The sequence below is a fragment of the Rhodococcus sp. NPDC059234 genome (genome assembly GCF_042754225.1).
In the GTDB taxonomy this organism is placed as follows: Bacteria; Actinomycetota; Actinomycetes; order Mycobacteriales; family Mycobacteriaceae; genus Rhodococcus_G.
In genome coordinates this window covers 15,205-40,855 of the sequence record NZ_JBHZAH010000029.1, presented here as the reverse complement: position 1 = coordinate 40,855, position 25,651 = coordinate 15,205, and the positions used below count along the sequence as shown (strand labels likewise).

Genomic DNA, 25,651 nt, shown 5'->3' with positions numbered 1-25,651 from the left:
GAGATCCCTTGTCCGACAGAAGAATCACCCTCGCCGTGCTCGACATGGCCGGCACCACGGTCGCCGACGACGGCCTGGTCCTGCGCGCCTTCGCCGCGGCCGCGGACGCCGCAGGCCTGGCGCCCGAGGGTGCCGAGGCCGACGCCGCCCGCCAGTACGTGCTCGACACGATGGGCCAGTCCAAGATCGTCGTGTTCCGCGCGCTCTTCGGCGACGAGGACCGGGCCCGGGCCGCCAACACCGCCTTCGAGTCCACCTACGACCGCCTGATCGACGAGGGCAACGCCGAGCCGATTCCCGGTGCGGCCGACGCGATCACCACGCTGCGCGAGGCGGGCATCAGGGTGGCGCTGACCACCGGGTTCAGCCGCGGAACCCAGGACAAGCTGCTCGCCGCGCTCGGCTGGCAGTCCCTCGCCGACCTCACCCTCGCCCCGTCCGAGGCCGGCCGCGGCCGCCCCTACCCGGACCTGATTCTCACCGCGCTGCTGCAACTGCAGGCCGACGACGTGAAAGACGTTGCCGTGCTCGGTGACACGTCCAACGACGTGACCAGCGGCCTGCGCGCCGGGGCGTCGATCGTCGCGGGCGCGCTCACCGGCGCGCACGACGAGCACCAGCTGCGCGCGGCGGGCGCCACCCACGTGGTGCCCTCGGTCCGCGAGTTCGCCCAGCTGCTGCTGGACCGATAGCCCTCCCACCAGCGTTCCACCGCTCCGCCCACCCTCGATCCGTCACTCTCAGTTAGGAATCCGATGCGCCGCTTCAGTGCTTCACTGCGTCCCGGTCTCGCCGCCGTCGCCCTGGCCGCGACCGCCTTGTCTCTCACCGCCTGCGGCGGCACCGGCACCGCCGCCGGTGCGTCCGACGCGGGCACCGTCACCGTCTACAGCGCCGACGGCCTCTCCGGCTGGTACAAGCCCCAGTTCGCGGAGTTCACCAAGGAGACCGGGATCGCCGTGAACCTCGTCGAGGCAGGTTCCGGCGAGGTCGTCTCCCGCGTCGAGAAGGAGCAGTCCAACCCGCAGGCGGACATCGTGGTCACGCTGCCGCCGTTCATCCAGAAGGCGGACGCACAGGGCCTGTTGCAGCCCAGCGGCGTCGACACCTCCGCCGTGCCGGCCGAGGAGAAGGACCCCGCCGGCAAGTACGTGCCGGTGGTGGGCAACTTCCTGTCCTTCATCGCCAACCCCGGCGCGAACCCGGCGCCCGCCACCTGGGACGACCTGCTCACCGAGCAGTACCGCGGCAAGCTGCAGTACTCCACGCCCGGTCAGGCCGGCGACGGCACCGCCGTACTGCTGCTGCTGCAGCACCTCCGAGGCAAGGAGGGCGGCCTCGACTACCTGAGCAAGCTGCAGGCCAACAACGTCGGCCCGTCCTCCTCCACCGGCAAGCTCCAGCCGAAGGTCAGCAACGGCGAACTCCTCGTCGCGAACGGCGACGTGCAGATGAACCTCGCGTCCATCAAGGACGACGGCTCGAAGTTCGGCGTCTTCTTCCCGGCCGAGGCGAACGGGTCGCGCACCACCGTGTCGCTGCCCTACGTGATGGGCCTGGCCAAGGGCGCCCCGCGGTCCGAACAGGCCAAGAAGCTGATGGAGTACCTGCTCTCGGAGAAGGCTCAGAAGACCGTCGGCCCCGACGCCCTCGGCGTCTCGGTCCGCAAGGACGTCCGTGAGGCCGCGACCCTCGACCTCGGCGACAAGTCCACCCCCGCCGGCCTGCTGTCCGGCGTCACGGTGTGGACGCCGGACTGGAACGCCGTCCTCGCCGGGCTCGACGCCGACGTCGCCGCCTACCAGAAGGCCACCGGGAGCTGACATGTCACGGATCAACACCCGGCGGTCCGCGGACGCTGCCGTCACCCGTACGGCCGTCGACCACGCCCCGGCCATCACCTTCGACCGCGTCAACGTGGCCTACGGGCGGGGCCGGGGCGCCACCCGGGCGTTGATCGACTTCAACCTGCGAGTGGCCCCGGGAGAGACCGTCGCCCTCCTGGGGCCCAGCGGGTCCGGAAAGTCCACCGCGCTGAAGGCGCTGGCCGGGTTCACCCGGCCCGCCTCCGGTGCGGTCCGGCTCGGCGACACCGACGTCACCGACCTGCCGCCGGCCAAGCGCGGAATCGGCGTGGTGGTCCAGTCGTACGCGCTGTTCCCGCACATGCGGGTCGCCGAGAACGTCGCCTTCGGGCTCCGGGCCCATCGCGTCCGGCGCTCGGAGATCGGGGGGCGGGTCTCGGACGCGCTGGCCATGGTCGGAATGTCCCCCTACGGCAAGCGTTTCCCGCGCGAGCTGTCGGGCGGACAGCAGCAACGGGTCGCGATCGCGCGCGCGTTGGCGATCCGGCCGAGGGTCTTGCTGCTCGACGAGCCACTCGCCGCCCTCGACGCCCAACTTCGGCAGAGCATGCTCACCGAACTGCAGCAGTTGCGCGCCGCGTTGCCCGGCACCGCGATGCTCTACGTCACGCACGACCAGTCGGAGGCGCTGGCCCTCGCGGACCGGATCGCGGTGATGCGCGATGCCCGTCTCGTCGACGTCGACACCGCCGAGAACCTGTGGAAGCGCCCGCCCAGCAGCTTCACCGCGGCCTTCCTCGGCGGCGCGAACCTGCTGCCGTGCACCGTCACCCGGGTCGTCGGGACCTCCGCGCTGGTCTCGGTCGGCGGCACCCCCGTCACCGCGCAGGCACCGCAGCCGGACATCGGCCGTGTCGACTGGGAGTCGGAATCCGGTGCGCTGCTCTGTGTCCGGCCGCACGCAGTCGACCTGGTCGCACCGCACGAGCGGGGCGCGCTGCCCGCCCGGATCGTCGCCACCGTGTGGCGCGGGTCCTCGACGCGCCTGACGGTCGCGCTGGTGGGCCTGCCCGAGTCGCCGATCGAGGTGGACGTCACCGGCCACGACGAACGGGCGGCGGGTACCGAGGTGGGCGTGCGGTTCCCCGACCGGGGCGCGGTGCTGGTGCCCGCGCCGGGGTCGGTGTCGTGACCGCGATCCTGGACCGCCCGGCGCTCGGGCAGGCGCCGGTCCGGCCGCGACCGACGCGGTGGCGTCGGGGCCTGTGGGTCCTGCCGCCGCTGCTGCTGGTGCTCGGCTTCGCCGTGTACCCCTTGGGCCGGGTGCTCGCGGAGTCCACGGTCACCGGGAACGGCCGCGGCCTGTCCACCTGGACCGCGGTTCTCGATTCGTCCCTGTTCCGGAAGGCGTTGTGGCGCACCGTCGAGATCGCCGCGCTCTCTACGCTCGGCTGCCTGCTGCTCGGCACCTTCCTGGCGCTCGTGCTGGCCTTCGTCCCGTTCCCGGGGTCGAAGGTGACCGGCCGGCTGATCGACACCGTCCTGTCGCTGCCCTCGTTCCTGATCACCCTCGCGTTCACCTTCCTGTACGGCACCGCCGGCGCGGTGAACGCGCTGATCGCGACGCTCACCGGGGCCGACCGCGGACCGCTGAACTTCCTGAACACCCCGCTCGGGGTCGTCGCGGCGGAGGTCACGTTCTTCACCCCGTTCGTGGTGCGTCCGCTGCTCGCGGCGTTTACCCAGATGCCCCGCGAACAACTCGACGTCGCCGCGAGTCTGGGTGCGTCACCGTGGCGGGTACTGCGCACCGTGGTGATGCCCGAGGCCTGGCCGGCACTGTCGGCAGGCGGCTCGCTGGTGCTGCTGCTCACGCTCAACGAGTTCGGCATCGTGCTCTTCACCGGCGCCAAGGACGTGGTGACCCTGCCGGTGCTGATCTACACCCGCGGCATCGTCACCTTCGACCTGCCCGGTGCAGCGGTGATCGCGACCGTCCAGGTGGTGCTCTCGCTCACGCTGTACGCCGGGTCCCGATTCGTGTTCGACAAACTGATGGGAGCAGGCCGTGCTGCTGTGGACCACCCGCGCTAGGACGCTGACCCTGGCGGTGTTCGGCCTCGTGGTCGCGGTGGTGTTCGTCGCACCGATCGCCACCGTCGTCCTCGCCGCGCTCGCCGGGTCGTGGACGGGCCCACTGCCGTCGGATCTCGGCGGCAAGAACATCGCGGCCGCGTTGTCGGACGAGAACGTGGCGAGCCTGGCCGTCAGTCTGCAGACGGCGTTCATCGCCGGCGCGCTCGCACTGTTCGTCGGGACCTGGGCGGCGCTGGCGGCCCGCGAGGCGCCGGGGTGGCTGCGCACAACCACCGAGGCGACGTTCCACCTGCCGATCGCCGTGCCGTCGGTGGCGATCGGACTCGGATTGCTGATCGCCTTCAACTCCGAGCCTCTGCTGCTCGGCGGCACCAAGTGGATCGTGATCCTCGCGCACACGGTGCTGGTGCTGGCGTTCGCGTTCAGCTCCGTCTCCGCCGCGCTGGACCGGCTCGACCCGGCCTACCGTCAGGCCGCGGAGTCGCTGGGCGCCGGTCCGGCGAGGGTACTGGCGCGGGTGACGCTGCCGCTGCTGCTGCCCGCCCTCGGCGCCGCCGCCGGCTTGTCCATCGCACTGTCGATGGGCGAACTCGGCGCCACGGTCATGGTGTACCCGGCGACATGGAAGACGTTGCCAGTGACCATCTTCGGCCTCAGCGACCGTGGACAGGTGTTCCAGGCCGCCGCCGACACCACCCTCCTGCTCGCCGTCACCCTCGTCGCGCTGCTGGTCGTCGGCCGCATCCGCAGGCGCTGACCCCGTCATGCGCGCGAGCGCATACCGTGAGGGCCATGCGGATCGGGATCCTGGCGTACGACAACTGCTTCGCGACCGAGGTGTTCGCCGTCTCCGACGTCCTCCGGATCGCGAACCGGGTCGCCCGGGACAACGGAACCGCCCGCACCGACCTGTTCCGGACATCGGTGGTCGCCGCGGAGGACGGTCCGGTGTCCGCGGCGGGCGGGTTCACCATCGGGGCGAACCGGTGGCACCACCGATTCGATCTGCTCGTCGTGCCGGGATTCGACGTGTCCCCCACCGCGGACATGACCGTCCGGCTCGCCGGCCGGACCCGCGAGATCGACTTCCTCCGCGACGCGGGGCGACGCCGCACCCGGATAGCCTCGGTGTGCGTCGGTGCCTTCCTGCTCGGCGAGGCCGGCCTGCTGGACGAGCGGCGGTCGACGACCTCGTGGCTGTTCGCGTCGCAGCTCGCCAGGCGGTATCCGCGGTCCACGGTGTGTGCGGAGTCGCTGGTGGTGGCCGACGGACACGTCACGACGACCGCCGCGTTCAGCGCGTCACTCGACCTCGCGACCGCCATCGTTCGCGACCACCTCGGCGCCGGTGTCGCGCGGGCAACCGCACGCATCACCCTCGTGCCGGAGAACCGCACCAGCCAGGCGCCGTACGTCGTCGAGTCGATGGTTGCGACCGCGACCGGGCCGTTCGCGGCGGCGGTCGAGCGCTGGCTGGTCGACCGCCTCGCCGAGCCGTACAGCCTGTCCCGACTGGCAGACGCGTTCCACGTCAGCACCCGGACGCTGTTGCGCCGCTATGCCGACGAGGCCGCGCGGTCGCCGCTGTCCTACCTGCGGGAGGCCCGGATCGGCGCCGCCAAGCGCCTCCTCGCCGAGACCGATCTGACGCTGGCGACGATCGCCCACCGGGTCGGGTACCGGGACCCGGGCACCCTGCGGCGACTGTTCGCGGATCAGGTGGGCATCGGCACGGCCGAGTACCGCAGGCAGTTTCGGGCGCGCGACACCGACCGATAGGTGGCGGGATCGCCCGTGAACGTGGCGGTATCGCCCCTCGCCGTCGCCCGCATTCGGGGAGAGGATCGACCCGCTCGCGCCGTGCACACCGATCCACAGTCAGGAGTCCCACCGATGCCGACCCGTGTGATGACCGAGGACGATCCGCTCGAGGACTTCGACCGGCGCAGCGTCACCTTCGACTCGGACACCAAGGTCGTCCTGGTGTCCGGTGCGGGTCCGGCCGTCGTCGTGATGCCGGAGATGCCCGGAATCAGCCCCCACGTCGCACGTTTCGCGCGCTGGGTGCGCGACGCCGGATTCACCGTGTACCTGCCGTCCCTGTTCGGTCGCGACGGCGCGGTGCCCACCGTCGAGGAGGGCACCGCCGTCATGCAGCGGGCGTGCGTGAGCGCCGAGTTCCGCGCCTTCGGCGCGAACCGCACCAGTCCGGTGACCCAGTGGCTCCGCGCCCTCGCGCGTTCCGCGCACGGGGAGTGCGGCGGCCCCGGTGTGGGCGCGGTCGGCATGTGCTTCACGGGCAACTTCGCGCTCACCATGGTGCTCGAGGAGTCGGTCCTCGCACCCGTCCTCTGTCAGCCGTCGCTGCCGCTCGACGACCCCGCCGGTCTGGAGATTGCGCCGGACGACCTCCGGGCCGTCGCCGACCGCCTCGACCGGGCGGACCTGACGGTCCTGGCGTACCGCTTCGCCGGCGACACGTGGTGCCGGGCCCGGCGATTCGCCGCGTACACCGAGGCGCTCGGCGACCGGTTCGTCGGAAGGGTGCTGCCGGACAGCGCCGCCGACCTCACCCCCGCGCCGTTCTTCGCGGAGGTGGTCGCGAGCCCCCACAGTGTTGTGACCGCCCACCTGATCGACGCCGCCGGCTCGCCCACGATCGCCGCGCGCGACGAGATCCTGGCCTTCTTCGCCGAGCGGCTCGCCCGGTGACCGACCGCGACGGGAACTACGTGCTGATCGTCCACGAGGTCGCCGACTACGCCGCCTGGAAGGCGGTGTTCGACGACGCCGCCCCGATCCGCAGGGCGGCCGGGGAGATCTACTACCACCTGCTCAGGCTGGCACTCGACGCCAACGAGGTCGTCCACTTCTCGAGGTGGTCGTCGCTGACCGACGCGAGGCGATTCTTCGAGTCCCCCGAGCTGGTTCGGATCCGGGAGGAGGCAGGAGTGAAGGCGCCCACGTTCCGGTACCTGGAGAGCCTGGAGGACGGGCTGCTGTGAGCGGCGCGTCGAACGTACGGGTGCCGTAGCGACGAACGGGGGTCCTGGTCGACATCCGAGCGGAATGCCGACCAGGAACCCCCGTTTCGACGGGTGGTGCCTCAGCCCTTGCGCAGGATGTACCGCTGCACCTTCCCGCTGGGCGTCTTGGGCAGCGACGGCACGAAGTGCACGGTCCGCGGGTACGCGTGCGCGGCGAACTTCTTCTTCACCAGCGTCTGCAGATCCGCCTCGAGCGCATTGGTGCCCTCGACGCCGTCGCGGAGCACGACGAAAGCCTCGAGCACCTCGCCGCGCAGCTCGTCCGGCATGCCGACGACCGCGGCCTCGACGACGTGCTCGTGCATCACCAGCACCGACTCGACGTCGAACGGACCGATCCGGTAGCCGGCCATGATGATCACGTCGTCGTCGCGCGAGGAGAAGAAGAAGTGCCCGTCCTCGTCGGTGCTGCCCGCATCGCCGGTGAGGTACCAGCGGCCGTCCGCGCTGAACCGCTGACTGGTCTTCTCGGGTGCGTCGACGTAGCCGGTAAACCACATCATCGGGCTGGCCGCCGTGTCGATCGCGACCCGGCCGGCGGTGCGCGGCGGCGCGACCTCGTCCGCGTCGTCGAGCAGCACCGCGCAGGACCATCCCGGGAGCGGCCGGCCCATCGACCCGGCCGGAACCTCCTCACGCAGCCCGTCCGCCCAGGCGTTGACGACGAACATGCCGTGCTCGGTCTGCCCGTAGTGGTCCCGGACCTCGCAACCGAGCGCGGACCGCGACCACGCCACCACGTCCGGGGTCAGCGGCTCACCGGCCGACGACGCGCGGCGCAGCGACAGCCCGTCCGGCACCGGACTCGGGTCCGCGCGCAGGCTGCGGTACACGGTCGGGGCGGCCGCGAAATTGGTGACACCGAACTTCTCGATGATCTGCCAGGTCAGGGGGGCCGAGAAGCCCGAGTGCAGCAGCAGGCTGCGGATGCCGGCCGCCATCGGTCCGAGCAGCGCGTAGTACAGCCCGTACGCCCAGCCGGGATCGGCCGCGTTCCAGAACACGTCGTCCTCGCGAACGTCGAGCCCGAACTCCATGTACCCGTGGAACGAGGCGAGCGCCCGCACCGGCACCGGCACACCCTTCGGGGTTCCGGTGGTGCCGCTGGTGAACAGCTGGACCAAGGGAGCATCGCCGCCGACGGCAACCGCCGCACCCTCGGGGTCGTCCGCCTCGTGCGCGGCGAGCAGGTCGCCGAAGCGCAGCTGGCCGTCCGACTCCGGCTCCCCCGCCGCGACGATCACGCGCCACGACGCGTCGGCCGGAATGTCCTCGCCGGGCGCGAGCTTGGCGAGCTGGTTCCGGTCCGAGACCACCACCTTCGCGCCACTGGCCCCGAGCCGGAACGCGATGGCGGGGCTCGCGAACGCAGTGAACAGCGGGACGTGCACCGCGCCGCGCCGCCAGATGCCGAGCAGCGCGACGACCAACTCCGCCGACTTGCCCATCAGGGTCGCCACGCAGTCACCGGGCTCGACCCCGAGGTCGGCCAGGGCCGCGGCGAACTTCGTGGACTCGCCGCGCAGCTCGCCGTAGGTGAGGTCGCGTGCCGACAGGTCGGACTCGATCACGGTGAATGCGACATCGGTCGCGGGGTGCCGGTCGCACAGCAGGTCGGCCGCGCAGGCCTGAGGTGTGTCGTACTGTCCCAGCAGCTCGTGCACCCGCACGTCGGTGTCGATTGCCATGAGGCTCCTTCCAGCGCAGATCCGGCCGTCGCCGGATTCTTCATAGCCCTTATGATCTAGCTCACACGACCGTTCCACCACCCCCGGAAAGGGGTAGCCGGATGATCTCCCGAACCCCTCCCCTGCTGCGCCCCCGCGACGGCGACGCCCTGCGTGCCGAGCTCCGCCAGGCCGCCGCCCTGGCGAACGTCCCGGTGCTCTTCGGGGGTGAGGTGCACGACGGCACCCTGCACCTCACCGAGTTCCTCGGGACCCGCACGAACGGGCTCCGCGGCCTCGCCATCCCGCCCGCCTCCGGGCTCGGCGGCCGCGTGGTCCACCAGCTCCGGCCGGCCTCGGTCCCCGACTACAGCAATTCCCTGTCCATCACCCACCACTACGACCGCCCGGTGCTCGGCGAGGGCATCCGCTCGGTGCTGGCGGTGCCGGTGGTCGTGGCCGGGGTCTCCCGGGCGGTCCTCTACGCCGCGGTCCGCGAGCGCACCCCGATCGGCGACCGCACCGCCGAGGCGATCGTCGCGTCCGGGCGCAGGCTCGCGACGGAGATCGCGGTGCGCGACGAGGTGGACCGCCGCCTGCAGATGCTCGGCGCGCTCGATGCCACCCGCGGCGCCGCCCCGGCCGCCGTGTCGGAGGGCATCCGCGACGCGCACGCCGAGCTGCGGGGGCTGGCGCAGTCGGTGCCGGACAGGCAGCTCGGTTCTCGGCTACGGGCCGTCGCCGAGAGGCTGGCGGGCCTCGTCGGCGACGGCGAGGGTGCCGCCGCGTCGGATGTCGGACTGTCGCCGCGCGAACTCGACGTCCTGGCGCACATCGCCCTCGGCTGCACGAACAGCGAAGTCGCCCATCGCCTCTCGCTGAAGCCGGAGACGGTCAAGAGCTATCTGCGCAACGCGATGGGAAAGCTGGACGCGCACTCGCGGCACGAGGCCGTGGTCGCGGCGCGCCGGCTCGGCCTGCTTCCGTAGCCCAGAAAGTTAGAACAGGTTCTAGGATTCCCTGGCATACTCCGAGAATCCGTCGTCCCCGATCCCGGGAGTGCCATGTCCGTGCAACCGACCGCCGCCGACCTGCTCGCGTTGGCCCACGCCTCCCCCGCCGCCGTGGCCGTCCACGACAGGCAGGCCTGGCTGGACCTGTTCGCCCGCCGCCACGTCGTCGAGGACCCGGTCGGCGGACGGCCCGTGCTCGGCGGCCTCTACGACAGGCGCAGCGGCAGACGCGGCGGCGAACCCCTCGCCCGGTTCTGGGACACCTTCATCGGCCCCAACGACATTCGCTTCCACGTCGAACGCGACGACATCGTCAGCGGACTCGACGTCGTGCGCGACGTGACCATCGAGACCCGGCTCGGCGGCGGCGTCACCGCGCGCGCCCCGATGCACCTGCTCTACGAGACCACCCTCGACGACGGGGAGCCGCGAATCCGCCGGATCGCCGCGCACTGGGAGGTCGCGCCGATGTTCGCTCAGGTCGCTGGGATCGACCCCGCGAAACTGAAGGTCGGGATGGGGATGGGCGCCCGGATGCTGCGCCTGCAGGGCCTCGGCGGGACGCTGGCGTTCGGCGCCGCGGTCCGCAGCGTCGGCAAGGCGGGCAAGCAGGTCGTGGAACGGCTGGTCGAGTCCGCGCAGCGCGGCGACGAGCGTTCGCTGCGACTGCTCGGCGGCGCGAAGGTCACCGACCTGACCAAGCTGATCGCCGCCGGCGACACCGTCACCGCGTCCTGCACCGTGGACGGCAACCCCGCCGTGCTCTTCGCCTACCTCAACCGCAAGAACCACACGATCACCGAGTGCCGGGTGTACACGAACACCTGACGGGCAGCCGAGGCCCGGCGCGAGCCGACGTCCGGCGTCACCCCGGGCACGGCGTTCCGCCGCTCAGTACCCGTCGGGCAGCGCGTCGAACATGTCCTTGGTGACGGCGACCGCGTTGTCGGAACTGCCGCCCCGCACCACCAGGGTCGCGAACGCGATATCGCCGCGGTACCCGACGAACCACGCGTGCGAGCCGCCGTCGACCTCGGCCTCCCCGGTCTTGCCGTACACCTCGCCCTCGCCGGCGATCCGGGTGGCGGTGCCGCTGGTGACCACCTCCCGCATCATCCCCCGCAGCCCGTCGACCATCGCCGGGGTGATCGGCGGGTGCGCGCCGTCGATCTTCGTCTCCTCCCCCATGATCAACTGCGGGACCGGCGTGGACCCGTGCGCGACGGTGGCCGCGGCCAGTGCCATCCCGAACGTGCTCACCACCACCTTGCCCTGACCGAAGCCGTCCTCGGTGCGCTGCACGAGGTCCGAGGCGGGGGGCACCGATCCGGACTCGGTCGGCAGCCCGGGCACCGTGTAGTCGGGGCCGATGCCGTAGCGCGCGGCCGCGACCGTCAGCGTGTCGGACTTCATCTCGCTGGCCAGCTTCGCGAACGTGGTGTTGCACGAGCGCGCGAAGGCGGTGCTCATCGAGACGGTGCCCAACGCGAATTCGTTGTAGTTCGGGACCGACCGCTCCCCGATCTCGATCCGGCCCGGACAGCCGACCATGCTGTCCGGCTTCGCGAGCCCGTTGTCGATGGCGGCACCGGCGGTGATGATCTTGAACGTCGAGCCGGGCGGGTACAGGCCCATCGAGGCGACCGGACCGTCGCGGTCGGCGGCCTTGTTCTGCGCGACCGCGAGGATCGCGCCGGTCGACGGCTGGATCACCACCATCATCGCCTGCTCGCTGCGGGGGTTGACCGCGTTCTGCGCGGCGGCCTGGACGTTGCGGTCCAGGCTCACCGAGAACGACGGCGCCGGTTGAGGTTTGGTGTCGGTGAGCACGTCGGTGTCGATGCCGTTCTGGTTGACCGTGACCACGCTCCAGCCGGCCTTGCCGTCGACCTCGTCGATCACCCGCTTCTTGACCTGACTGATCAGGTCGGGCGCGAAGCCGCGGTCGGTGGGCACCAGGTCGGCCTCCTCGGTCACCGACACCCCGGGCAGAGCCTGCAGCGTCGCCGCGACGGACGCGTAGTCGTCCTGACTCAACGTCGCCACCGGATAGTCACCCTTCGCGGTGGAGGCCGACTCCGCGATCGACTGTGCGGTCAGCGACTTGTCGAACGGGGCGAGCGTCGTCGCCAGCGTGGACGCCACCGATCCCAGGTTCCCGGCCTCCTTGGCGTTCAACTTGATTCGTTCGACCGTGCCGGGAACCAGGACGTCCGTGCCCGACCGCTCGTTGACCCGGGCCCGCGGCGCGGGCGTCGCGCGCAGCGACATCGTCTGTGTCTCACCGAGCTTGGGGTGCAGGTCGGTCGAGCTCCAGCGCACCGCCCAGTCTCCGTTGCGCCGGCCCATCTGCAGATCGCCCGAGTACGTCCACACCCGATCCTTGGGCAGGTGCCACTCGTACGTGTAGCCGACGGTGGCGGTGTCTCCGTTGACCCGCACCGACCCCAGCGTCGTGGTCAACGACTCCGCCTGCAGTTTCGTCCAGGCCGACTCCAGCGCGGACTTCGCCGCGTCGGGCCGGTCGGACAACGCGGCCGCCTTCGCGGTGTCACGGTCGGCCAATGCGGAGAAGAACTGCTGCGCAGCCGGTTCCGGACCGTCCGGCTTGGGCGTGCAGGCCCCGACGCCGGCAGCGAGGGCCGCCGTCACGACGACAGCGAGGGACGTGGAGGCGCGGCGGGAGACTCGGGAGATCATCGGTGCCCATCCTAGGGGCGCACCGGCAACGGCCGGGGCAGGCGCCTCGCGAACTGTGAGTGATTTTCACCCTGCCCGGGGTACCGATCGCGCCCGGGCGGCGCAGCCGCTCAGTCCAGGAGGACCGTGGCGAAGGTCGCCACCTGCGTGAACCCGATCCGGTCGTAGGTCCGCCGTGCGGGCCGGTTGAAGCTGTTGACGTACAGGCTCGCCGTCCGCCCGCCGGCGAGTACCGCCGACGCGACGGCCGCGGTTCCGGCCGCACCGATCCCCTGACACCGGTATCGCGGGTTCACCCACACACCCTGGATCTGTCCGACCTGCCGCGAGGCCGACCCGATCTCCGCCTTGAACACCACCTCGCCGTCCTCGAACCGGGCGAAGGCGCGGTTCGAGGCGATCAGCCCGGCCACCCGGCGCCGGTAGCCGCGGCCGCCGTCGTTCGCACGGGGGTCGACGCCGACCTCCTCGATGAACATCGCGATCGCCGCGACCAGGTAGGTGTCGAGTTCGTCCATCCGGACCAGCCGCACCGACGGATCGGGTGCGATGGTCGGCTGCGCGGCGAGGGCCATCAGCGGCTGGTCCGCGCGCACCTCGCGCGCCGGACCCCAGTCCGACTCGAGCATCTCCCACAGCGGCAGTGCCAGCTCCGCGCGACCGACCAGCGACGAACACATCCGCGGGACCCGACAGGCCCGGTCGGCGAAGGCACGCAGATCGCTCAGGCTCCCGCGCAGCGGCACCATGTTCGCGCCGGAGAAGCACAACGACTCGTCCGGTCCGCCGCGACTCCACAGCTCACCGTTGATCGACCGCGGCTCGACGCCCAGATCCTGGACGCGTGCGGCCACCATGCAGGAGGCGACGGGGTCGGCGTCGAGCACCCGAAGCACATCGGCACGGTCGCGTGAGCCGAGCTGCCGGGCGCCGAGCAGTTTGAGCACCGAGTCACCCCCGGGTGCGGTCGGAAGGAAGTGGACGTGAGATCCACATTACGGGGCCGAGTCAGCTGACGGTGACGACCGGTGTCCCCGAGTCGGAATCGTCACCAATCTCCTCGGCGATCCGCATCGCCTCCTCGATCAGCGTCTCCACGATCTGCGCCTCCGGCACGGTCTTGATGACCTTGCCCTTGACGAAGATCTGGCCCTTGCCGTTGCCGGACGCCACACCGAGGTCGGCCTCGCGAGCCTCGCCGGGACCGTTGACGACACAGCCCATCACGGCGACGCGGAGCGGGATCTCCATGCCCTCGAGGCCCGCGGTGACCTGTTCGGCGAGCGTGTACACGTCCACCTGGGCCCGCCCGCAGGACGGACAGGACACGATCTCGAGCTTGCGCGGGCGCAGGTTCAGCGACTGCAGGATCTGCGTGCCGACCTTGATCTCCTCGGCGGGCGGCGCGGAGAGCGAGACCCGGATGGTGTCGCCGATGCCCTCCGAGAGCAGCGCGCCGAACGCGACGGCGGACTTGATGGTGCCCTGGAACGCCGGGCCCGCCTCGGTCACGCCGAGGTGCAGCGGGTAGTCGCACTGCGCGGCCAGCTGCCGGTACGCCTCGACCATGATCACCGGGTCGTTGTGCTTGACCGAGATCTTGATGTCGCCGAAGCCGTGCTCCTCGAACAGGCTCGCCTCCCACAGCGCCGACTCGACCAGCGCCTCCGGGGTGGCCTTGCCGTACTTCTGCATCAGCCGCGGGTCCAGCGAACCGGCGTTGACACCGATCCGGATCGGAATGCCCGCGTCGCCGGCCGCCTTGGCCACCTCCGCCACCCGGCCGTCGAACTCCTTGATGTTGCCGGGGTTCACCCGTACCGCCGCGCAGCCCGCGTCGATCGCCGCGAAGATGTAGCGCGGCTGGAAGTGGATGTCGGCGATGACCGGGATCTGGCTCTTCTTCGCGATCGTCGCGAGCGCGTCGGCGTCCTCCTGACGCGGACACGCGACGCGGACGATGTCGCAGCCGGACGCGGTGAGCTCGGCGATCTGCTGCAGCGTCGCGTTGACGTCGTGGGTCTTGGTGGTGCACATCGACTGCACCGACACCGGCGACTCGCTGCCGACCCCGACGTTGCCGACCATCAGCTGCCGGGTCTTGCGCCGGGGTGCGAGCACGGCGGCCGGGCCGGCGGGCATGCCCAGTCCAACGGAGCTAGTCACGGAAGTGCCTTCTTTCGGGGTTGCGGTATGCCAAAAGTCTAGCGTCGCTAGAAAATCTTGATCGGATTGACGATGTCCGCGGTCAGCGTCAGCAGCATGTACGCCCCGCCGATCACGATCACCACGTAGGTCAGCGGCATCAGCTTCGCGTAGTCGACCGGGGCGCCCACCGGCAGGCCGCGGCGGCCGCGGATCACGTTGCGGATCTTCTCGTAGAGCGCCACGGCCATGTGTCCGCCGTCGAGCGGCAGCAGCGGCAGCAGGTTGAAGATGCCGAGGAAGAAGTTCAGCGTCGCCAGCAGGAGGATGAACGTCTCCCAGTTGCTGTGCTCGGCCGCCTGGCCGCCGATCACCGAGGCGCCGACCACGCTGACGGGGGTGTCGAGTCCGCGCTCACCGCCGGTGACGGAGTGCCACAGGTCGACGACCTTGCCGGGCATCTGGACCAGGCCCTGCACGCTGCGACCGAAGATGTCGCCGGTGAACGAGAACGTCGCGGGCACCGCGCCCAGCGCCGAGTACTGGACCAGGGCGGGCGGGGCCGCGATGCCGATGGCGCCGACGTCCTTGGAGACCGGGGGCAGCGACTCGCTGTCGGTGTTGGCCGGGTTGTTCACGTACCGCTGGGCCTGCGTCACCTGCACCGGGATCACCAGCCGCTGGCCGTCCCGCTCGACGGTGTACTCGGCGGTGCCGGTCAGCGGCTGCGTCGCCTTCACCACGTCCGAGAAGGTGTCGGTGCTCTTGCCGTTCACCGCGACGATGACGTCGCCCTCCCGGATACCCGCCGTCTGCGCCGGTCCAGCGCCGGTGCACGCCGCCAAGGCGTAGTCCGGTCCCGCACTCTGCGAGGGCGCGACGCAGACGAGGCCGTTGACGACCGCGCGCGTCTCGGGGTTCGGCAGACCCCAGCCCATCGCGAGCACGAACACCAGCACGATGCCGAGCACGAAGTTCATCACGATGCCGCCGGACATCACGACGAGGCGCTTCCACGTCTTCTGCTTGTACATCGCCCGGTCGACCTCGTCCGGCGCGAGCTCGTCGTGCTGGGTCATGCCCGCGATGTCGCAGAACCCGCCCGCCGGAATGGCTTTGAGGCCGTACTCGGTCTCGCCGCGACGGAACGAGAAGATCTTCGGGCCGAAACCGATGTAGTAGCGGCGGACCTTCATGCCCAGCGCGCGGGCGGTCCACATGTGGCCGGCCTCGTGCAGGGCGATCGAGACGGTGATGCCGAGTGCGAACAGGATCACGCCGAAGATCAACATGGTCGCTCTAGCCCTTCCGCTCGACGAGTTCGTGTGCCCGTGCCCGCGCCCAGCCGTCGGCGGCGAGCACGTCGTCCACGGTAGCCGGTGGCGCCGACCACTGATCGCCACCCACGAGGACCTTCTCGACCGTCCGGACGATGGACGGGAAGCTTGCGACCCCGTCGAGGAAGTACTGCGCGGCGACCTCGTTGGCGGCGTTGTACACCGCGGTCATGCAGCCGCCCGCCGTCCCCGCGGCGCGGGCCAGGTCCACGGCCGGGAAGACGGCGTTGTCGAGGGGCTCGAACGTCCACGTCGCGGCGGTGGAGAAGTCGCAGGCGGCGGCCGCGCCGGGCACCCGGTCCGGCCAGCCGAGCGCGAGGGCGATCGGCAGCCGCATGTCGGGCGGACTGGCCTGGGCGAGGGTGGAGCCGTCGGTGAAGGTGGCCATCGAGTGCACGATCGACTGCGGATGCACGGTCACGTCGATCCGGTCGTAGTCGATGCCGAAGAGCAGATGGGTCTCGATCAGCTCGAGCCCCTTGTTGACCAGGGTCGCCGAGTTGAGGGTGTTCATCGGGCCCATCGACCAGGTCGGGTGGGCGCCCGCCTGCTCGGGGGTGACGGACTCGAGCGCGGCGGCGGTCCAGCCGCGGAACGGGCCGCCCGACGCGGTGAGCACCAGCCGGTCCACCTCCTCGGCGCGCCCGCCGCGCAGGCACTGCGCCAGCGCCGAATGCTCGGAGTCGACCGGCACGATCTGGCCGGGGGCGGCCGCCGCGGTCACCAGCGGGCCGCCCGCGACCAGCGACTCCTTGTTCGCCAGCGCCAACCGGGCGCCGGACTCGAGCGCGGCCAGGGTCGGGGCGAGACCGAGCGAGCCGACCAGCGCGTTGAGCACCACGTCGGCCTCGGTGGTGCGGACCAGTTCGGTGACCGCGTCGGGCCCGGACAGGACACCGGGAATCTCCAGCCGGGCCGCGGCAGCCGGGTCGGCGACGGCGACGTTCGTGACGCCGGTGGCGCGGAGCTGCTCGGCCAGCAGGTCGAGGTTGCCGCCGCCGGCCGCGAGTCCGACGACGGTGAACTTGTCGGGGTTGGCGGCGATGACCTCGAGGGCCTGGGTGCCGATCGAGCCGGTGCTGCCGAGGAGGAGGACGCGCGTCGGCGCCGAAGAGGATGTGTCGACCACGCATCCATTGTTCCCGATGGCACCTGAGAGCAGCCTGACAGGACTCCCGAGGCGGCGATCAGGTGAACGCGCCCGCATTGGCGGCGGCCCACTCGGCGAACGTCGTCCCGCCGCGCCCGGTCACTGCGGCGACCGTGTCGGTCGCCGGCTGCGGGGCGCCGACCAGCGACGCGACCGCGGTGTCGATGTAGAAGCGAGCGTTCGCCCCCATGACGGGCTCGAGGATCTCGACGGCCTCCCCCGCGCTCACCCGGACGAACTCCACGGGCCTACCGAGCACCGCACCGATGGCGGGCAGGTGGTCGACGACCAGCCGTCCGATGCTTCCGGTCGCGCCCGTCACCAGGATCGTCATGTAGTACACCGTTCGGTTCCGGCGCCCCCGCCGCCAGGCTGACAGGATGGCGGCCGTGGACCTCGCCTCGGCGCACGCCGCCTCGCCGACCTACCCGGAGGTCGGCGCGACTCGTGGACCGCTGCCGGCCGGCTACCACCACGTGCACGCGAGCGCGGAGATCGGGCGCGGCGCCGACGACTTCGAACGGGCCACACGCACACTGCTCGGCTGGGACATGCACCGGAGTGCGGGAGTGCGCGTCGAGTCGACCGACGAGACCGCCGTCACGGGCGCGACGGTGATCCTGCGCGTGGGTCCCGCGTGGTGCGCGGTCGCCGCGCCGTGCCGGGTGGTGTACGTCGTCGACGAGCCGCACCGCCGCGGGTTCGCGTACGGCACCCTGCCCGGTCACCCCGAGCGCGGCGAGGAACGCTTCGTCGTCGAGCACGACCCGCACACCGGACGGGTCGAGGTGGTCGTCGACGCCTTCTCCACCGCCGGCACGCGGCTGACCCGGCTGGGCGGTCCGGTCAATCGGGCGGTGCAACGCGTGATCACCCGCCGGTACCTCGACGCGTTTCGCAGGCCGCCGCGCACCCGCCGACCCAGCTAGGTACGACGCCCGGTCGTATGCCACGATATGCAGACCAAAGCACACCCGCACGAGCAGGAGGATCGACCGTGGCCACCGAGCTGGACCCCAGCGTCAACGAGCCCCTCGTCGCCGCACACGTCGACACCGCAGAAGTTCCGTCCGCCGCCTGGGGCTGGAGTGGCGAGGCGCCGCGACTGTTCCGTTTCCTCGGCTGGTTCTTCGCCGCGTTCCTGCTCGTCTACACGATCGGCAACCACGAGGGCAAGGTCGAGGACCTCTGGCTGGTCGGCCTCTCCTCGTTCATGATTTTCATGCTGGTGCGCGACATCATCCGTCGCCGCAAGCCGCGGTAGACACCCACACGCACGACAGCGGCCGCGCCGCTCCCTCGGGAGCCGCGCGGCCGCAGTCGTTTCGGGAGCCGCACACTCCGCGGCCGCGGCGGCTGATTCCGCGCAGCCGACACACAGAATGTGCGAGAAATCCGGCGCTGTCAGCCCTCCGCCGCCAGCTGTCCGCAGGCCGCGGCGATCTCCTGGCCGCGGGTGTCGCGGACCGTGCACGACACGCCCTGCGCGATGACGCGGCGGACGAACTCGCGCTCGACGTCCTTCGGCGCGGCGTCCCACTCGCTGCCCGGGGTCGGGTTCAGCGGGATCAGGTTCACGTGCACCAGCGAGCCCAGCGCCTTGTGCAGCTTCTTGCCGAGCATGTCCGCCCGCCACGGCTGGTCGTTGACGTCCTTGATCAGCGCGTACTCGATCGACACCCGGCGACCGGTCTTGTCGGCGTAGTACCGCGCGGCCTCGAGCACCTCGGCGACCGACCACCGGTTGTTGACCGGGACCAGGGTGTCGCGCAGTTCGTCGTCGGGGGTGTGCAGCGACACCGCGAGCGTGACGGACAGTCCCTCGTCGGCCAGCTTGCGGATCGCGGGCGCGAGGCCGACGGTCGAGACGGTGACCGAACGCTGCGACAGGCCCAGGCCCTCGGGCGCGGGAGAGGTGATCCGGCGCACCGCCGCGACCACCCGCTTGTAGTTCGCCAGCGGCTCGCCCATGCCCATGAACACCACGTTCGACAGCCGGCCCTCGCCGCCCGCGACCTCGCCGTCGCGCATCGCGGCGGCCGCCGCGCGGACCTGGTCGACGATCTCGGCAGTCGACAGGTTCCGGGTCAGGCCGGCCTGACCGGTGGCGCAGAACGGGCACGCCATGCCGCAGCCGGCCTGGCTCGAGATGCACAGCGTCGCGCGGTCCGGGTAGCGCATCAGCACGCTCTCGAGCAGCGTGCCGTCGTTCGCCTTCCACAGCGTCTTGCGGGTGGTGCCGTCGTCGCACGCCACATGCTTGACCGGGGTGAGCAGCGTCGGGAACAGCGCCTCCCCGACCTTCTCGCGCACCGACGCGGGCAGGTCCGTCATCTTGCCCGCGTCCGCCTCGAGCCGGCCGTAATACTGTCTGGCCAGCTGATCGGCCCGGAAACCGGGCAGACCGAGTTCCTGGACGGCCGCGCGCCTGCCCTCGGAGTCGAGGTCGGCGAGGTGCGTCGGCGGCATGCCGCGACGCGGGGCGTTGAAGACGAGCGGGACTGAAACGGCCATAGTGTCCCCCAGTGTCCCATCGAAGTGCCGCGACGGGCGAATGTGAGCGCGCAATCACACCCGTCGCACGTGCCGATCGCGCCACGGGCACCCCGAGGTTGTGCGGCCGCGCACATTACTTACGCAAACTAGCTCGGCGTGACCGGCGAGAGGACGATGAAGGCGTCGTCCCGATCACCGGAGGAGTTGCTGTGACCATTCACGCGGAGCGTCGAGGGGTAGCCGCCCCACCCGATCTCGCCCGGTCCTGGCTGCTGGTTCCCGCCACCAAGCCCGAGGGCTTCACGCCGCTCGCGGAATCCGGGGTGGACGCGGTGATCCTCGACCTCGAGGACGCGGTGTCTCCGCCCGCCAAACCCGCCGCGCGCGCCCGCGTGGTCGACTGGCTCGGCAGCGGCGGCAGTGCCTGGGTCCGCATCAACGACGCCACCACGCCGTACTGGGCCGACGACCTCGCCGCGCTCGCGGCCGCGCCGGGCCTGGCCGGGGTGATGCTGGCCAAGACCGAGAGCGGCAGCCAGGTCGACGCGACCGCGGACCGGCTGCCCGAGGGAACGCCCATCCTCGCGCTGATCGAGTCGGCGGCGGGCCTGGAGTCCGCACCCGAGATCGCCAAGGCCGACGGGGTGTTCCGCCTCGCGTTCGGCAGCGGCGACTTCCGCCGCGACACCGGGATGAGCGACGACCCGATGGCCATGGCGTACCCGCGAGCCCGGCTCGTCGTCGCCAGCCGCGCCGCCCGGCTCCCCGGCCCGATCGACGGCCCGACGCTCAGCACGAACGAGACCGTCCTGCAGCGCGATTCGGCCCTGACCGCGTCGATGGGGCTGACCGGCAAGCTCTGCATGCACCCCGACCAGGCGGGCGCGGTCAATCGGGCGCTGAGCCCGAGCCCGGACGACGTCGCCTGGGCACGGGACGTGATCGCCGAGCTCGGCGAGGACGGCGAACGGGTCCGCGACGGAAGCGACCTGCCGCGCCTGGCCAAGGCGAAGAGGGTTGCGGAACTGGCCAGGTCGTTCGGCCTGGACTAGGCCACGGCACCGCCCTCCCGCACGCGGAGAGGCGCACCCGAGCCGACGTGGGATCCGACGCGGCCGCCGAGGAGTCGGTGGTTCACGCGACGATCTGCCAGGCGATGCGCGAGCTCTCCCGGCCGACGGCGTCCGGCTGGCCAGGTCTCAGTACAGCAGCCCGGCGGGCGCACGCCTGGTGTGGATCCGGTAGCCGACCTCCAGCGCGAGCCCCGGGGTCTGCTCGTAGGCGCGCTGGGCGATCTTGCCGCTGAACTCGATGCCGAGCACGGCGCGCAGGTCCTGCCGGCTGTCGAACTGCCACCGGGTCCGCACCCGCGAGAGCTCGAATCCCTGGGCGGCGAAGAACGCCTCCACGGCCGCCGGGTCGTAGTGCGGCAGATCGGCGCGCATCCATGCGCCGTACCCGCCGACCGTGGCGTCGAGGTCGACGACCGCGAGCACTCCGCCGGGGCGCAGTACCCGCATCGCTTCGAGGATTCCCGGCCCGCAACCGGGCCCGAAGAAGTACGCAGTGCGCGCGTGCACCAGGTCGACGCTGTCGTCGGGGAGCGGGATCCGCTCGGCCGATCCGGCGAGTACCTCGACCGCCGACCCGGTCGCCCGCATCCGGTCACGGGCCCGCGTGACGAGCGGCGGGTGCGGTTCGACGCCCGTGACGCTGCGGGCGTCGCGTGCGAACAGGGGCAGGTGGAACCCGGTGCCGCAGCCGACGTCGAGCACGTCGCGTCCCGACCAGTCGGCGAGATCGCGCAGGGCGTCGAAGATTGCGCCGTCGACGTCCTGCGCGCGGTTCTCCGCCTCGTATATCTCGGGCCAGTGCCAGATGTTCGGGCTCGGGATCGGCCCGGGGCCACGGCGTTCGCGGGTCATGACCTACAGCAGCGCGGTCAGCACCAGCCAGGTCACGAACGCCGAGGGCAGCAGCGAGTCGAGCCGGTCCATGATGCCGCCGTGACCGGGCAGCAGGGTGCCCATGTCCTTGATCTCGAGGTCGCGTTTGACCTGCGACTCGACCAGGTCCCCGAGTGTCGCGACGACCACCAGCAGGATGCCGAGCGGCACGCCCTTCCACCACGCGGCGTCGAGCAGCAGGGTGACGGTGAGCACCGAGCCGATCACGCAGAACAGCAGCGAACCGGCCAGGCCCTCCCACGACTTCTTCGGACTGATCGCGGGCGCCATCGGATGCTTGCCGAACAGCACCCCTGCCGCGTACCCGCCGACGTCGGAGCAGACCACGCCGATCATCAGGACGAACACCCGGTCGGCGCCCTTGTCCTGCAGCACCATCAGCGTCGCGAACGACGCCAACAGCGGAATCCAGGCCGCGACGAACACGGTGATCGCCACGTCGCGCAGGTAGTTCTGTGGCGTCGCGTCGAGCCCCTGCTCGACCAGCCGCCACACCAGACACACCAGCACCGTGCCCGCGAACCCGGCGAGGACACCGGTCGTGCCGTACGGCCAGCCGAGCCAGATGATGGCCTGACCGCCGAGGATCAGCGGGATCCGCGGTACCAGGATGCCGGACTCGCGCAGGCGCTTGGCGACTTCCCAGGCCGCCACCGCCATCGCGGCCGCGACGATCACGAACCAGAATCGCGACGCGAAGATCAGCGTGACGATGAGCAGAACGCCGAGGCCACCGCCGACCCCGATCGCGGCGGGCAGGTTGCGCCCGGCCTTGGAGGCCGCTGCGGTGGCCGTCGCCGCGGGGGGCGAACCGTCGGGCCCTGAGCCTTCGGCGGGCACCGCCGCTGAGCCTTCGGTAGGCACCGCCTATACCTCCAGCAATTCGGCTTCCTTGTGCTTGACCAACTCGTCGATGTGCGCGACGTACTTGGCCGTGGTCTTGTCGAGCTCCTTCTCCGCCCGTCCGACCTCGTCCTCGCCCGCCTCGCCGTCCTTCTGGATCCGGGACAGCTCGTCCATCGCCTTGCGTCGCACGTTGCGGATCGAGACCTTCGCGTCCTCGCCCTTGCCCTTCGCCTGCTTGACGAACTCGCGCCGGCGCTCCTCGGTGAGCTGGGGCACCGAGATGCGGATGATGCTGCCGTCGTTGCTGGGGTTGAGGCCGAGGTCCGAGTTGCGGATCGCGGTCTCGATCGGTCCGAGCTGAGCGGCCTCGTACGGCTTGATGATCACCATGCGGGCCTCGGGCACGTTGATGCTCGCCAGCTGGGTGATCGGGGTGACCGAGCCGTAGTACTCGATGTGGATCCGGTTGAACATGCCCGGGTTCGCCCGCCCGGTGCGGATGCCGCCGAGGTCCTCCTTGGCCACCGCGACGGCCTTCTCCATCTTCTCCTCGGCGTCGAAGAGAGCTTCATCGATCACGGTGTTCCTCCAGGCTCGGCGGGTGCGGTGTGGTGATTCATGACTTGACGAGCGTTCCAATCTTCTCACCGGCCACCGCGCGCGCGATGTTTCCCTCGGTGAGCAGGTTGAACACCATCATCGGCATCTGGTTGTCCATGCACAGGCTGAACGCCGTTGCGTCGGCAACCTGCAGGCCCTGCTCGATGACCTCGCGGTGGCTGATCTCGGTGTACATGGTCGCTGCTGGGTCCACTCGCGGGTCGGCGCTGTAGACGCCGTCGACGGCCTTCGCCATGAGGACCACCTCGGCGCCGATCTCGAGGGCGCGCTGCGCGGCCGTGGTGTCGGTGGAGAAGTACGGCATGCCCATGCCCGCGCCGAAGATGACGACACGGCCCTTCTCGAGGTGGCGGACGGCGCGCAGCGGCAGGTACGGCTCGGCGACCTGACCCATCGTGATAGCGGTCTGCACGCGGGTGTCGATGCCTTCCTTCTCCAGGAAGTCCTGCAGCGCAAGGCAGTTCATGACGGTGCCGAGCATGCCCATGTAGTCGGAGCGGGCCCGGTCCATACCCCGCTGCTGCAACTCGGCGCCGCGGAAGAAGTTGCCGCCGCCGATCACCACGGCGACCTGAACACCGGTCTCGACGACCTTCGCGATCTGCCGGGCGACCGTCTGCACCACGTCGGGGTCGAGACCGACCTCGCCGCCACCGAACATCTCGCCACCGAGCTTGAGCAGGACGCGCTTGAAGCCCTCACGTCGCGGTGCGGAATCCGTCGGGGCGGGTTCGGTCATGGCTCTCCTCTTCTCCGGCGGGCCGCGGTCGGCGCCTGCGGCCAGCATGAATCGGCCACCTCGGCCTGTTCGGCCACAGATGACCTCTTCATCCTGCCTTATCCGGCCCCGCGAATGGCGGTCGGGGCCGTAGGCTGCGCGCGGCGCGCCACACTGCCGCGTCGCGACGACGGGAGAGACATGATCCTCGACAGGTTCCTCGTGACCGATCAGGTGGCCGTGGTGACCGGCGCGGGCCGAGGAGTGGGCGCGGCGTCCGCGGTCGCGCTGGCCGAGGCCGGGGCCGACGTGCTGATCGCCGCGCGCAGCCAGGACCAGCTCGAGCAGGTCGCGCAGCGGGTGCGGGCGACCGGCAGGCGGGCCCACGTGGTGGCCACGGACCTGTCCGACCTCGACGCCGTCGCCGGACTCGCCGGGACCGCCCGCGAGGTGCTCGGCCGGCTCGACATCGTGGTCAACAACGTCGGCGGCGCGATGCCCACTCCCCTGCTGCAGACGAAGCCGCGTCAGCTCGAGGAGGCCTTCCATTTCAACGTCTCGACCGCGCACGCATTGGTGCGGGCCGCGGTGCCGCACATCCTCGAGACCGCGGGGGCCGGCGCGATCGTCAACGTGTCCTCGGTGGTCGGCCGGGTCGGTGGGCGCGGGTACGCCGCCTACGGGACCGCGAAGGCGGCGGTCGCGCACTACACGCGCCTGGCCGCGGCCGACCTGTCCCCGCGGATCCGGGTCAACTGCGTGTCCCTCGGATCGGTGCTGACCTCGGCGCTCGAGGTGGTCGCGCAGAACGAGACGATCAAGTCCACGATGGAGGACGCGACCCCGCTGCACCGGATCGGGGATCCGGAGGACGCGTCGGCCGCGGTGCTGTACCTGTGCTCGCCCGCGGGGTCGTATCTGACCGGCAAGGTGCTCGAGGTGGACGGCGGCCTGCAGACCCCGAATCTGGACTTCGGCCTGCCCGACCTGTGATGCGGCTCCGCCACCCGGGCGCGATCCGTACCGCGGTCGGGGTGAAGATCGCGCACAGGCAGCGAAGCGGCGAGCGGCCCCGCCACCGGGAAGGTGACGGGGCCGCTCGCGTTGCGACTGCCTGCGACTAGCTGGCGCCGACCTCGAACCGCACGAAGCGGGTGATGGTCACGCCTGCCTCGTCGAGAAGAGCCTTGACGGACTTCTTCGAGTCGGTGACGGAGGACTGCTCGGTGAGCACGACATCCTTGAAGAAGCCGTTGACGCGACCCTCGACGATCTTCGGGAGTGCAGCCTCGGGCTTGCCCTCCTCCTTGGCGGTCTGCTCGGCGACGCGACGCTCGCCGTCGACGATGTCCGCGGGGACCTCGTCGCGGGTGACGTACTTCGCCTTGAGCGCGGCGACCTGCATGGCGGCGCCGCGGGCGGCCTCCGCAGCAGCGTCACCCTCGCCCGTGTACTCGACCAGCACGCCGACGGCGGGCGGCAGGTCGGCACTGCGCTTGTGCAGGTAGGTCGCGACCGGGCCCTCGAAGGCGACGACGCGACGCAGCTCGAGCTTCTCGCCGATCTTGGCGGAGAGCGCTGCGACGAGCTCGTCCACGGTCTGATCGCCGGCCGAAGCGGCCTTGAGCGACTCGAGGTCGGCGGCCTTGGCCGCAGCGGCCGCGGTGACGACCTTGTCCGCGAGCTCCTGGAACTCGGCGTTCTTCGCGACGAAGTCGGTCTCGCAGTTGAGCTCGACCATGACGCCACCCTTGGCCACGACCAGGCCCTCGGCCGTGGTGCGCTCGGCGCGCTTGCCCACGTCCTTGGCGCCCTTGATGCGCAGCAGTTCGACGGCCTTGTCGAAGTCGCCGTCGGTCTCGGCGAGAGCGTTCTTGCAGTCCATCATTCCGGAGCCGGTGAGCTCACGGAGCCGCTTCACGTCAGCGGCGGTGTAGTTCGCCATCGGGGGCGAGCCTCCTCGTAATTGTGGAGCCGGGTATGTCTGTCTGAGCGAAACGGCCCTGACCCAGTCTTTTCGAGATGACGGGTCAGGGCCGGAT

At 71.0% G+C, this 25,651-nt stretch carries 27 protein-coding genes; 14 read left to right on the top strand and 13 right to left on the bottom strand.

Features of this window, described 5'->3' with window-relative positions; all coding sequences use genetic code 11:
* Positions 1-8 precede the first annotated feature (8 nt).
* The 8 genes from ACFXGJ_RS09270 to ACFXGJ_RS09235 all read left to right on the top strand — a co-directional run bounded on the left by ACFXGJ_RS09270 (position 9) and on the right by ACFXGJ_RS09235 (position 6,907).
* Positions 9-692 carry a phosphonatase-like hydrolase gene (locus tag ACFXGJ_RS09270; RefSeq protein ID WP_378618054.1) on the top strand — a complete coding sequence of 228 codons (684 nt, stop codon included), beginning with the start codon at positions 9-11 and terminating at the stop codon, positions 690-692.
* A 63-nt stretch (positions 693-755) separates the two neighbouring features.
* Positions 756-1,823 (top strand): 2-aminoethylphosphonate ABC transporter substrate-binding protein, encoded by a 1,068-nt coding sequence (locus tag ACFXGJ_RS09265; protein WP_378618053.1) that lies wholly within the window; start codon positions 756-758, stop codon positions 1,821-1,823.
* A gap of 1 nt (position 1,824) precedes the next feature.
* On the top strand, positions 1,825-2,997 hold the full coding sequence (locus ACFXGJ_RS09260) for an ABC transporter ATP-binding protein (RefSeq protein WP_378618052.1): 1,173 nt from the start codon (positions 1,825-1,827) through the stop codon (positions 2,995-2,997).
* Positions 2,994-3,899 (top strand): 2-aminoethylphosphonate ABC transporter permease subunit, encoded by a 906-nt coding sequence (locus tag ACFXGJ_RS09255; RefSeq protein ID WP_378618051.1) that lies wholly within the window; start codon positions 2,994-2,996, stop codon positions 3,897-3,899. Before ACFXGJ_RS09260 ends, ACFXGJ_RS09255 begins: the two co-directional genes overlap by 4 nt.
* A complete protein-coding gene (locus ACFXGJ_RS09250; protein ID WP_378618050.1) occupies positions 3,874-4,659 on the top strand; it encodes an ABC transporter permease in 786 nt (261 codons plus the stop codon). The genes ACFXGJ_RS09255 and ACFXGJ_RS09250 overlap by 26 nt, the downstream gene beginning before the upstream one ends.
* A gap of 35 nt (positions 4,660-4,694) precedes the next feature.
* Positions 4,695-5,681: a GlxA family transcriptional regulator gene (locus ACFXGJ_RS09245; protein WP_378618049.1), complete on the top strand. Its 987-nt coding sequence runs from the start codon at positions 4,695-4,697 to the stop codon at positions 5,679-5,681.
* Between the two features lie 114 nt (positions 5,682-5,795).
* Entirely contained in the window at positions 5,796-6,614 is an 819-nt protein-coding gene (locus ACFXGJ_RS09240; protein ID WP_378618048.1) for a dienelactone hydrolase family protein, read from the top strand.
* Entirely contained in the window at positions 6,611-6,907 is a 297-nt protein-coding gene (locus ACFXGJ_RS09235) for an antibiotic biosynthesis monooxygenase (protein ID WP_378618047.1), read from the top strand. Before ACFXGJ_RS09240 ends, ACFXGJ_RS09235 begins: the two co-directional genes overlap by 4 nt.
* 101 nt (positions 6,908-7,008) lie before the next feature.
* Here ACFXGJ_RS09235 and ACFXGJ_RS09230 read toward each other — a convergent pair whose 3' ends face one another.
* Positions 7,009-8,637, bottom strand: coding sequence for an AMP-binding protein (locus tag ACFXGJ_RS09230; protein WP_378618046.1), 1,629 nt, complete (start codon positions 8,635-8,637; stop codon positions 7,009-7,011).
* Positions 8,638-8,738: 101 nt separating this feature from the next.
* On the opposite strand from ACFXGJ_RS09230, the gene ACFXGJ_RS09225 reads away from it, so the two are divergent.
* A complete protein-coding gene (locus ACFXGJ_RS09225; RefSeq protein ID WP_378618045.1) occupies positions 8,739-9,605 on the top strand; it encodes a response regulator transcription factor in 867 nt (288 codons plus the stop codon).
* 75 nt (positions 9,606-9,680) lie between these two features.
* Entirely contained in the window at positions 9,681-10,457 is a 777-nt protein-coding gene (locus tag ACFXGJ_RS09220) for a transporter (RefSeq protein ID WP_378618044.1), read from the top strand.
* A gap of 63 nt (positions 10,458-10,520) precedes the next feature.
* On the opposite strand, the gene ACFXGJ_RS09215 is transcribed toward ACFXGJ_RS09220, so the two are convergent.
* From ACFXGJ_RS09215 to ACFXGJ_RS09190, 6 genes are all read right to left on the bottom strand, one after another.
* Positions 10,521-12,329: a penicillin-binding transpeptidase domain-containing protein gene (locus ACFXGJ_RS09215; protein ID WP_378618043.1), complete on the bottom strand. Its 1,809-nt coding sequence runs from the start codon at positions 12,327-12,329 to the stop codon at positions 10,521-10,523.
* Between the two features lie 110 nt (positions 12,330-12,439).
* Positions 12,440-13,276 (bottom strand): GNAT family N-acetyltransferase, encoded by an 837-nt coding sequence (locus ACFXGJ_RS09210; RefSeq protein ID WP_378618042.1) that lies wholly within the window; start codon positions 13,274-13,276, stop codon positions 12,440-12,442.
* 61 nt (positions 13,277-13,337) lie between these two features.
* Positions 13,338-14,495 (bottom strand): flavodoxin-dependent (E)-4-hydroxy-3-methylbut-2-enyl-diphosphate synthase, encoded by a 1,158-nt coding sequence (gene ispG, locus ACFXGJ_RS09205; RefSeq protein ID WP_378423128.1) that lies wholly within the window; start codon positions 14,493-14,495, stop codon positions 13,338-13,340.
* Between the two features lie 47 nt (positions 14,496-14,542).
* Positions 14,543-15,766: a M50 family metallopeptidase gene (locus ACFXGJ_RS09200; protein ID WP_378618041.1), complete on the bottom strand. Its 1,224-nt coding sequence runs from the start codon at positions 15,764-15,766 to the stop codon at positions 14,543-14,545.
* 7 nt (positions 15,767-15,773) lie between these two features.
* Positions 15,774-17,018 carry a 1-deoxy-D-xylulose-5-phosphate reductoisomerase gene (dxr, locus tag ACFXGJ_RS09195; RefSeq protein WP_378618040.1) on the bottom strand — a complete coding sequence of 415 codons (1,245 nt, stop codon included), beginning with the start codon at positions 17,016-17,018 and terminating at the stop codon, positions 15,774-15,776.
* On the bottom strand, positions 16,999-17,295 hold the full coding sequence (locus ACFXGJ_RS09190; RefSeq protein ID WP_378618039.1) for a hypothetical protein: 297 nt from the start codon (positions 17,293-17,295) through the stop codon (positions 16,999-17,001). The genes dxr and ACFXGJ_RS09190 overlap by 20 nt, the downstream gene beginning before the upstream one ends.
* A 55-nt stretch (positions 17,296-17,350) precedes the next feature.
* Here ACFXGJ_RS09190 and ACFXGJ_RS09185 point away from each other — a divergent pair, with 55 nt between their 5' ends.
* Both ACFXGJ_RS09185 and ACFXGJ_RS09180 read left to right on the top strand, forming a co-directional pair.
* The gene (locus tag ACFXGJ_RS09185; protein ID WP_378618065.1) at positions 17,351-17,890 is read left to right on the top strand and encodes a DUF1990 family protein; all 540 of its coding nucleotides are present in this window, start codon (positions 17,351-17,353) and stop codon (positions 17,888-17,890) included.
* A 68-nt stretch (positions 17,891-17,958) separates the two neighbouring features.
* Positions 17,959-18,225 carry a DUF2631 domain-containing protein gene (locus ACFXGJ_RS09180; protein ID WP_378618038.1) on the top strand — a complete coding sequence of 89 codons (267 nt, stop codon included), beginning with the start codon at positions 17,959-17,961 and terminating at the stop codon, positions 18,223-18,225.
* Between the two features lie 140 nt (positions 18,226-18,365).
* On the opposite strand, the gene rlmN is transcribed toward ACFXGJ_RS09180, so the two are convergent.
* Entirely contained in the window at positions 18,366-19,475 is a 1,110-nt protein-coding gene (rlmN, locus tag ACFXGJ_RS09175) for a 23S rRNA (adenine(2503)-C(2))-methyltransferase RlmN (protein ID WP_378618037.1), read from the bottom strand.
* 197 nt (positions 19,476-19,672) lie between these two features.
* On the opposite strand from rlmN, the gene ACFXGJ_RS09170 reads away from it, so the two are divergent.
* Entirely contained in the window at positions 19,673-20,509 is an 837-nt protein-coding gene (locus ACFXGJ_RS09170) for an HpcH/HpaI aldolase/citrate lyase family protein (protein ID WP_378618064.1), read from the top strand.
* 147 nt (positions 20,510-20,656) lie between these two features.
* On the opposite strand, the gene ACFXGJ_RS09165 is transcribed toward ACFXGJ_RS09170, so the two are convergent.
* From ACFXGJ_RS09165 to pyrH, 4 genes are read right to left on the bottom strand one after another with little or no spacing between them, the layout of a single operon-like run.
* Entirely contained in the window at positions 20,657-21,382 is a 726-nt protein-coding gene (locus ACFXGJ_RS09165) for a class I SAM-dependent methyltransferase (protein WP_378618036.1), read from the bottom strand.
* Positions 21,383-21,385: 3 nt separating this feature from the next.
* A complete protein-coding gene (locus tag ACFXGJ_RS09160) occupies positions 21,386-22,264 on the bottom strand; it encodes a phosphatidate cytidylyltransferase (protein WP_378618063.1) in 879 nt (292 codons plus the stop codon).
* Positions 22,265-22,291: 27 nt separating this feature from the next.
* Positions 22,292-22,849 carry a ribosome recycling factor gene (gene frr / locus ACFXGJ_RS09155; RefSeq protein ID WP_378423113.1) on the bottom strand — a complete coding sequence of 186 codons (558 nt, stop codon included), beginning with the start codon at positions 22,847-22,849 and terminating at the stop codon, positions 22,292-22,294.
* 37 nt (positions 22,850-22,886) lie between these two features.
* The gene (pyrH, locus tag ACFXGJ_RS09150; protein WP_378618035.1) at positions 22,887-23,630 is read right to left on the bottom strand and encodes a UMP kinase; all 744 of its coding nucleotides are present in this window, start codon (positions 23,628-23,630) and stop codon (positions 22,887-22,889) included.
* A gap of 180 nt (positions 23,631-23,810) precedes the next feature.
* On the opposite strand from pyrH, the gene ACFXGJ_RS09145 reads away from it, so the two are divergent.
* Positions 23,811-24,602, top strand: coding sequence for an SDR family oxidoreductase (locus ACFXGJ_RS09145; protein ID WP_378618034.1), 792 nt, complete (start codon positions 23,811-23,813; stop codon positions 24,600-24,602).
* A 127-nt stretch (positions 24,603-24,729) separates the two neighbouring features.
* Here ACFXGJ_RS09145 and tsf read toward each other — a convergent pair whose 3' ends face one another.
* Positions 24,730-25,554 (bottom strand): translation elongation factor Ts, encoded by an 825-nt coding sequence (tsf, locus tag ACFXGJ_RS09140; RefSeq protein ID WP_378618033.1) that lies wholly within the window; start codon positions 25,552-25,554, stop codon positions 24,730-24,732.
* Between the last annotated feature and the right edge of the window lie 97 nt (positions 25,555-25,651).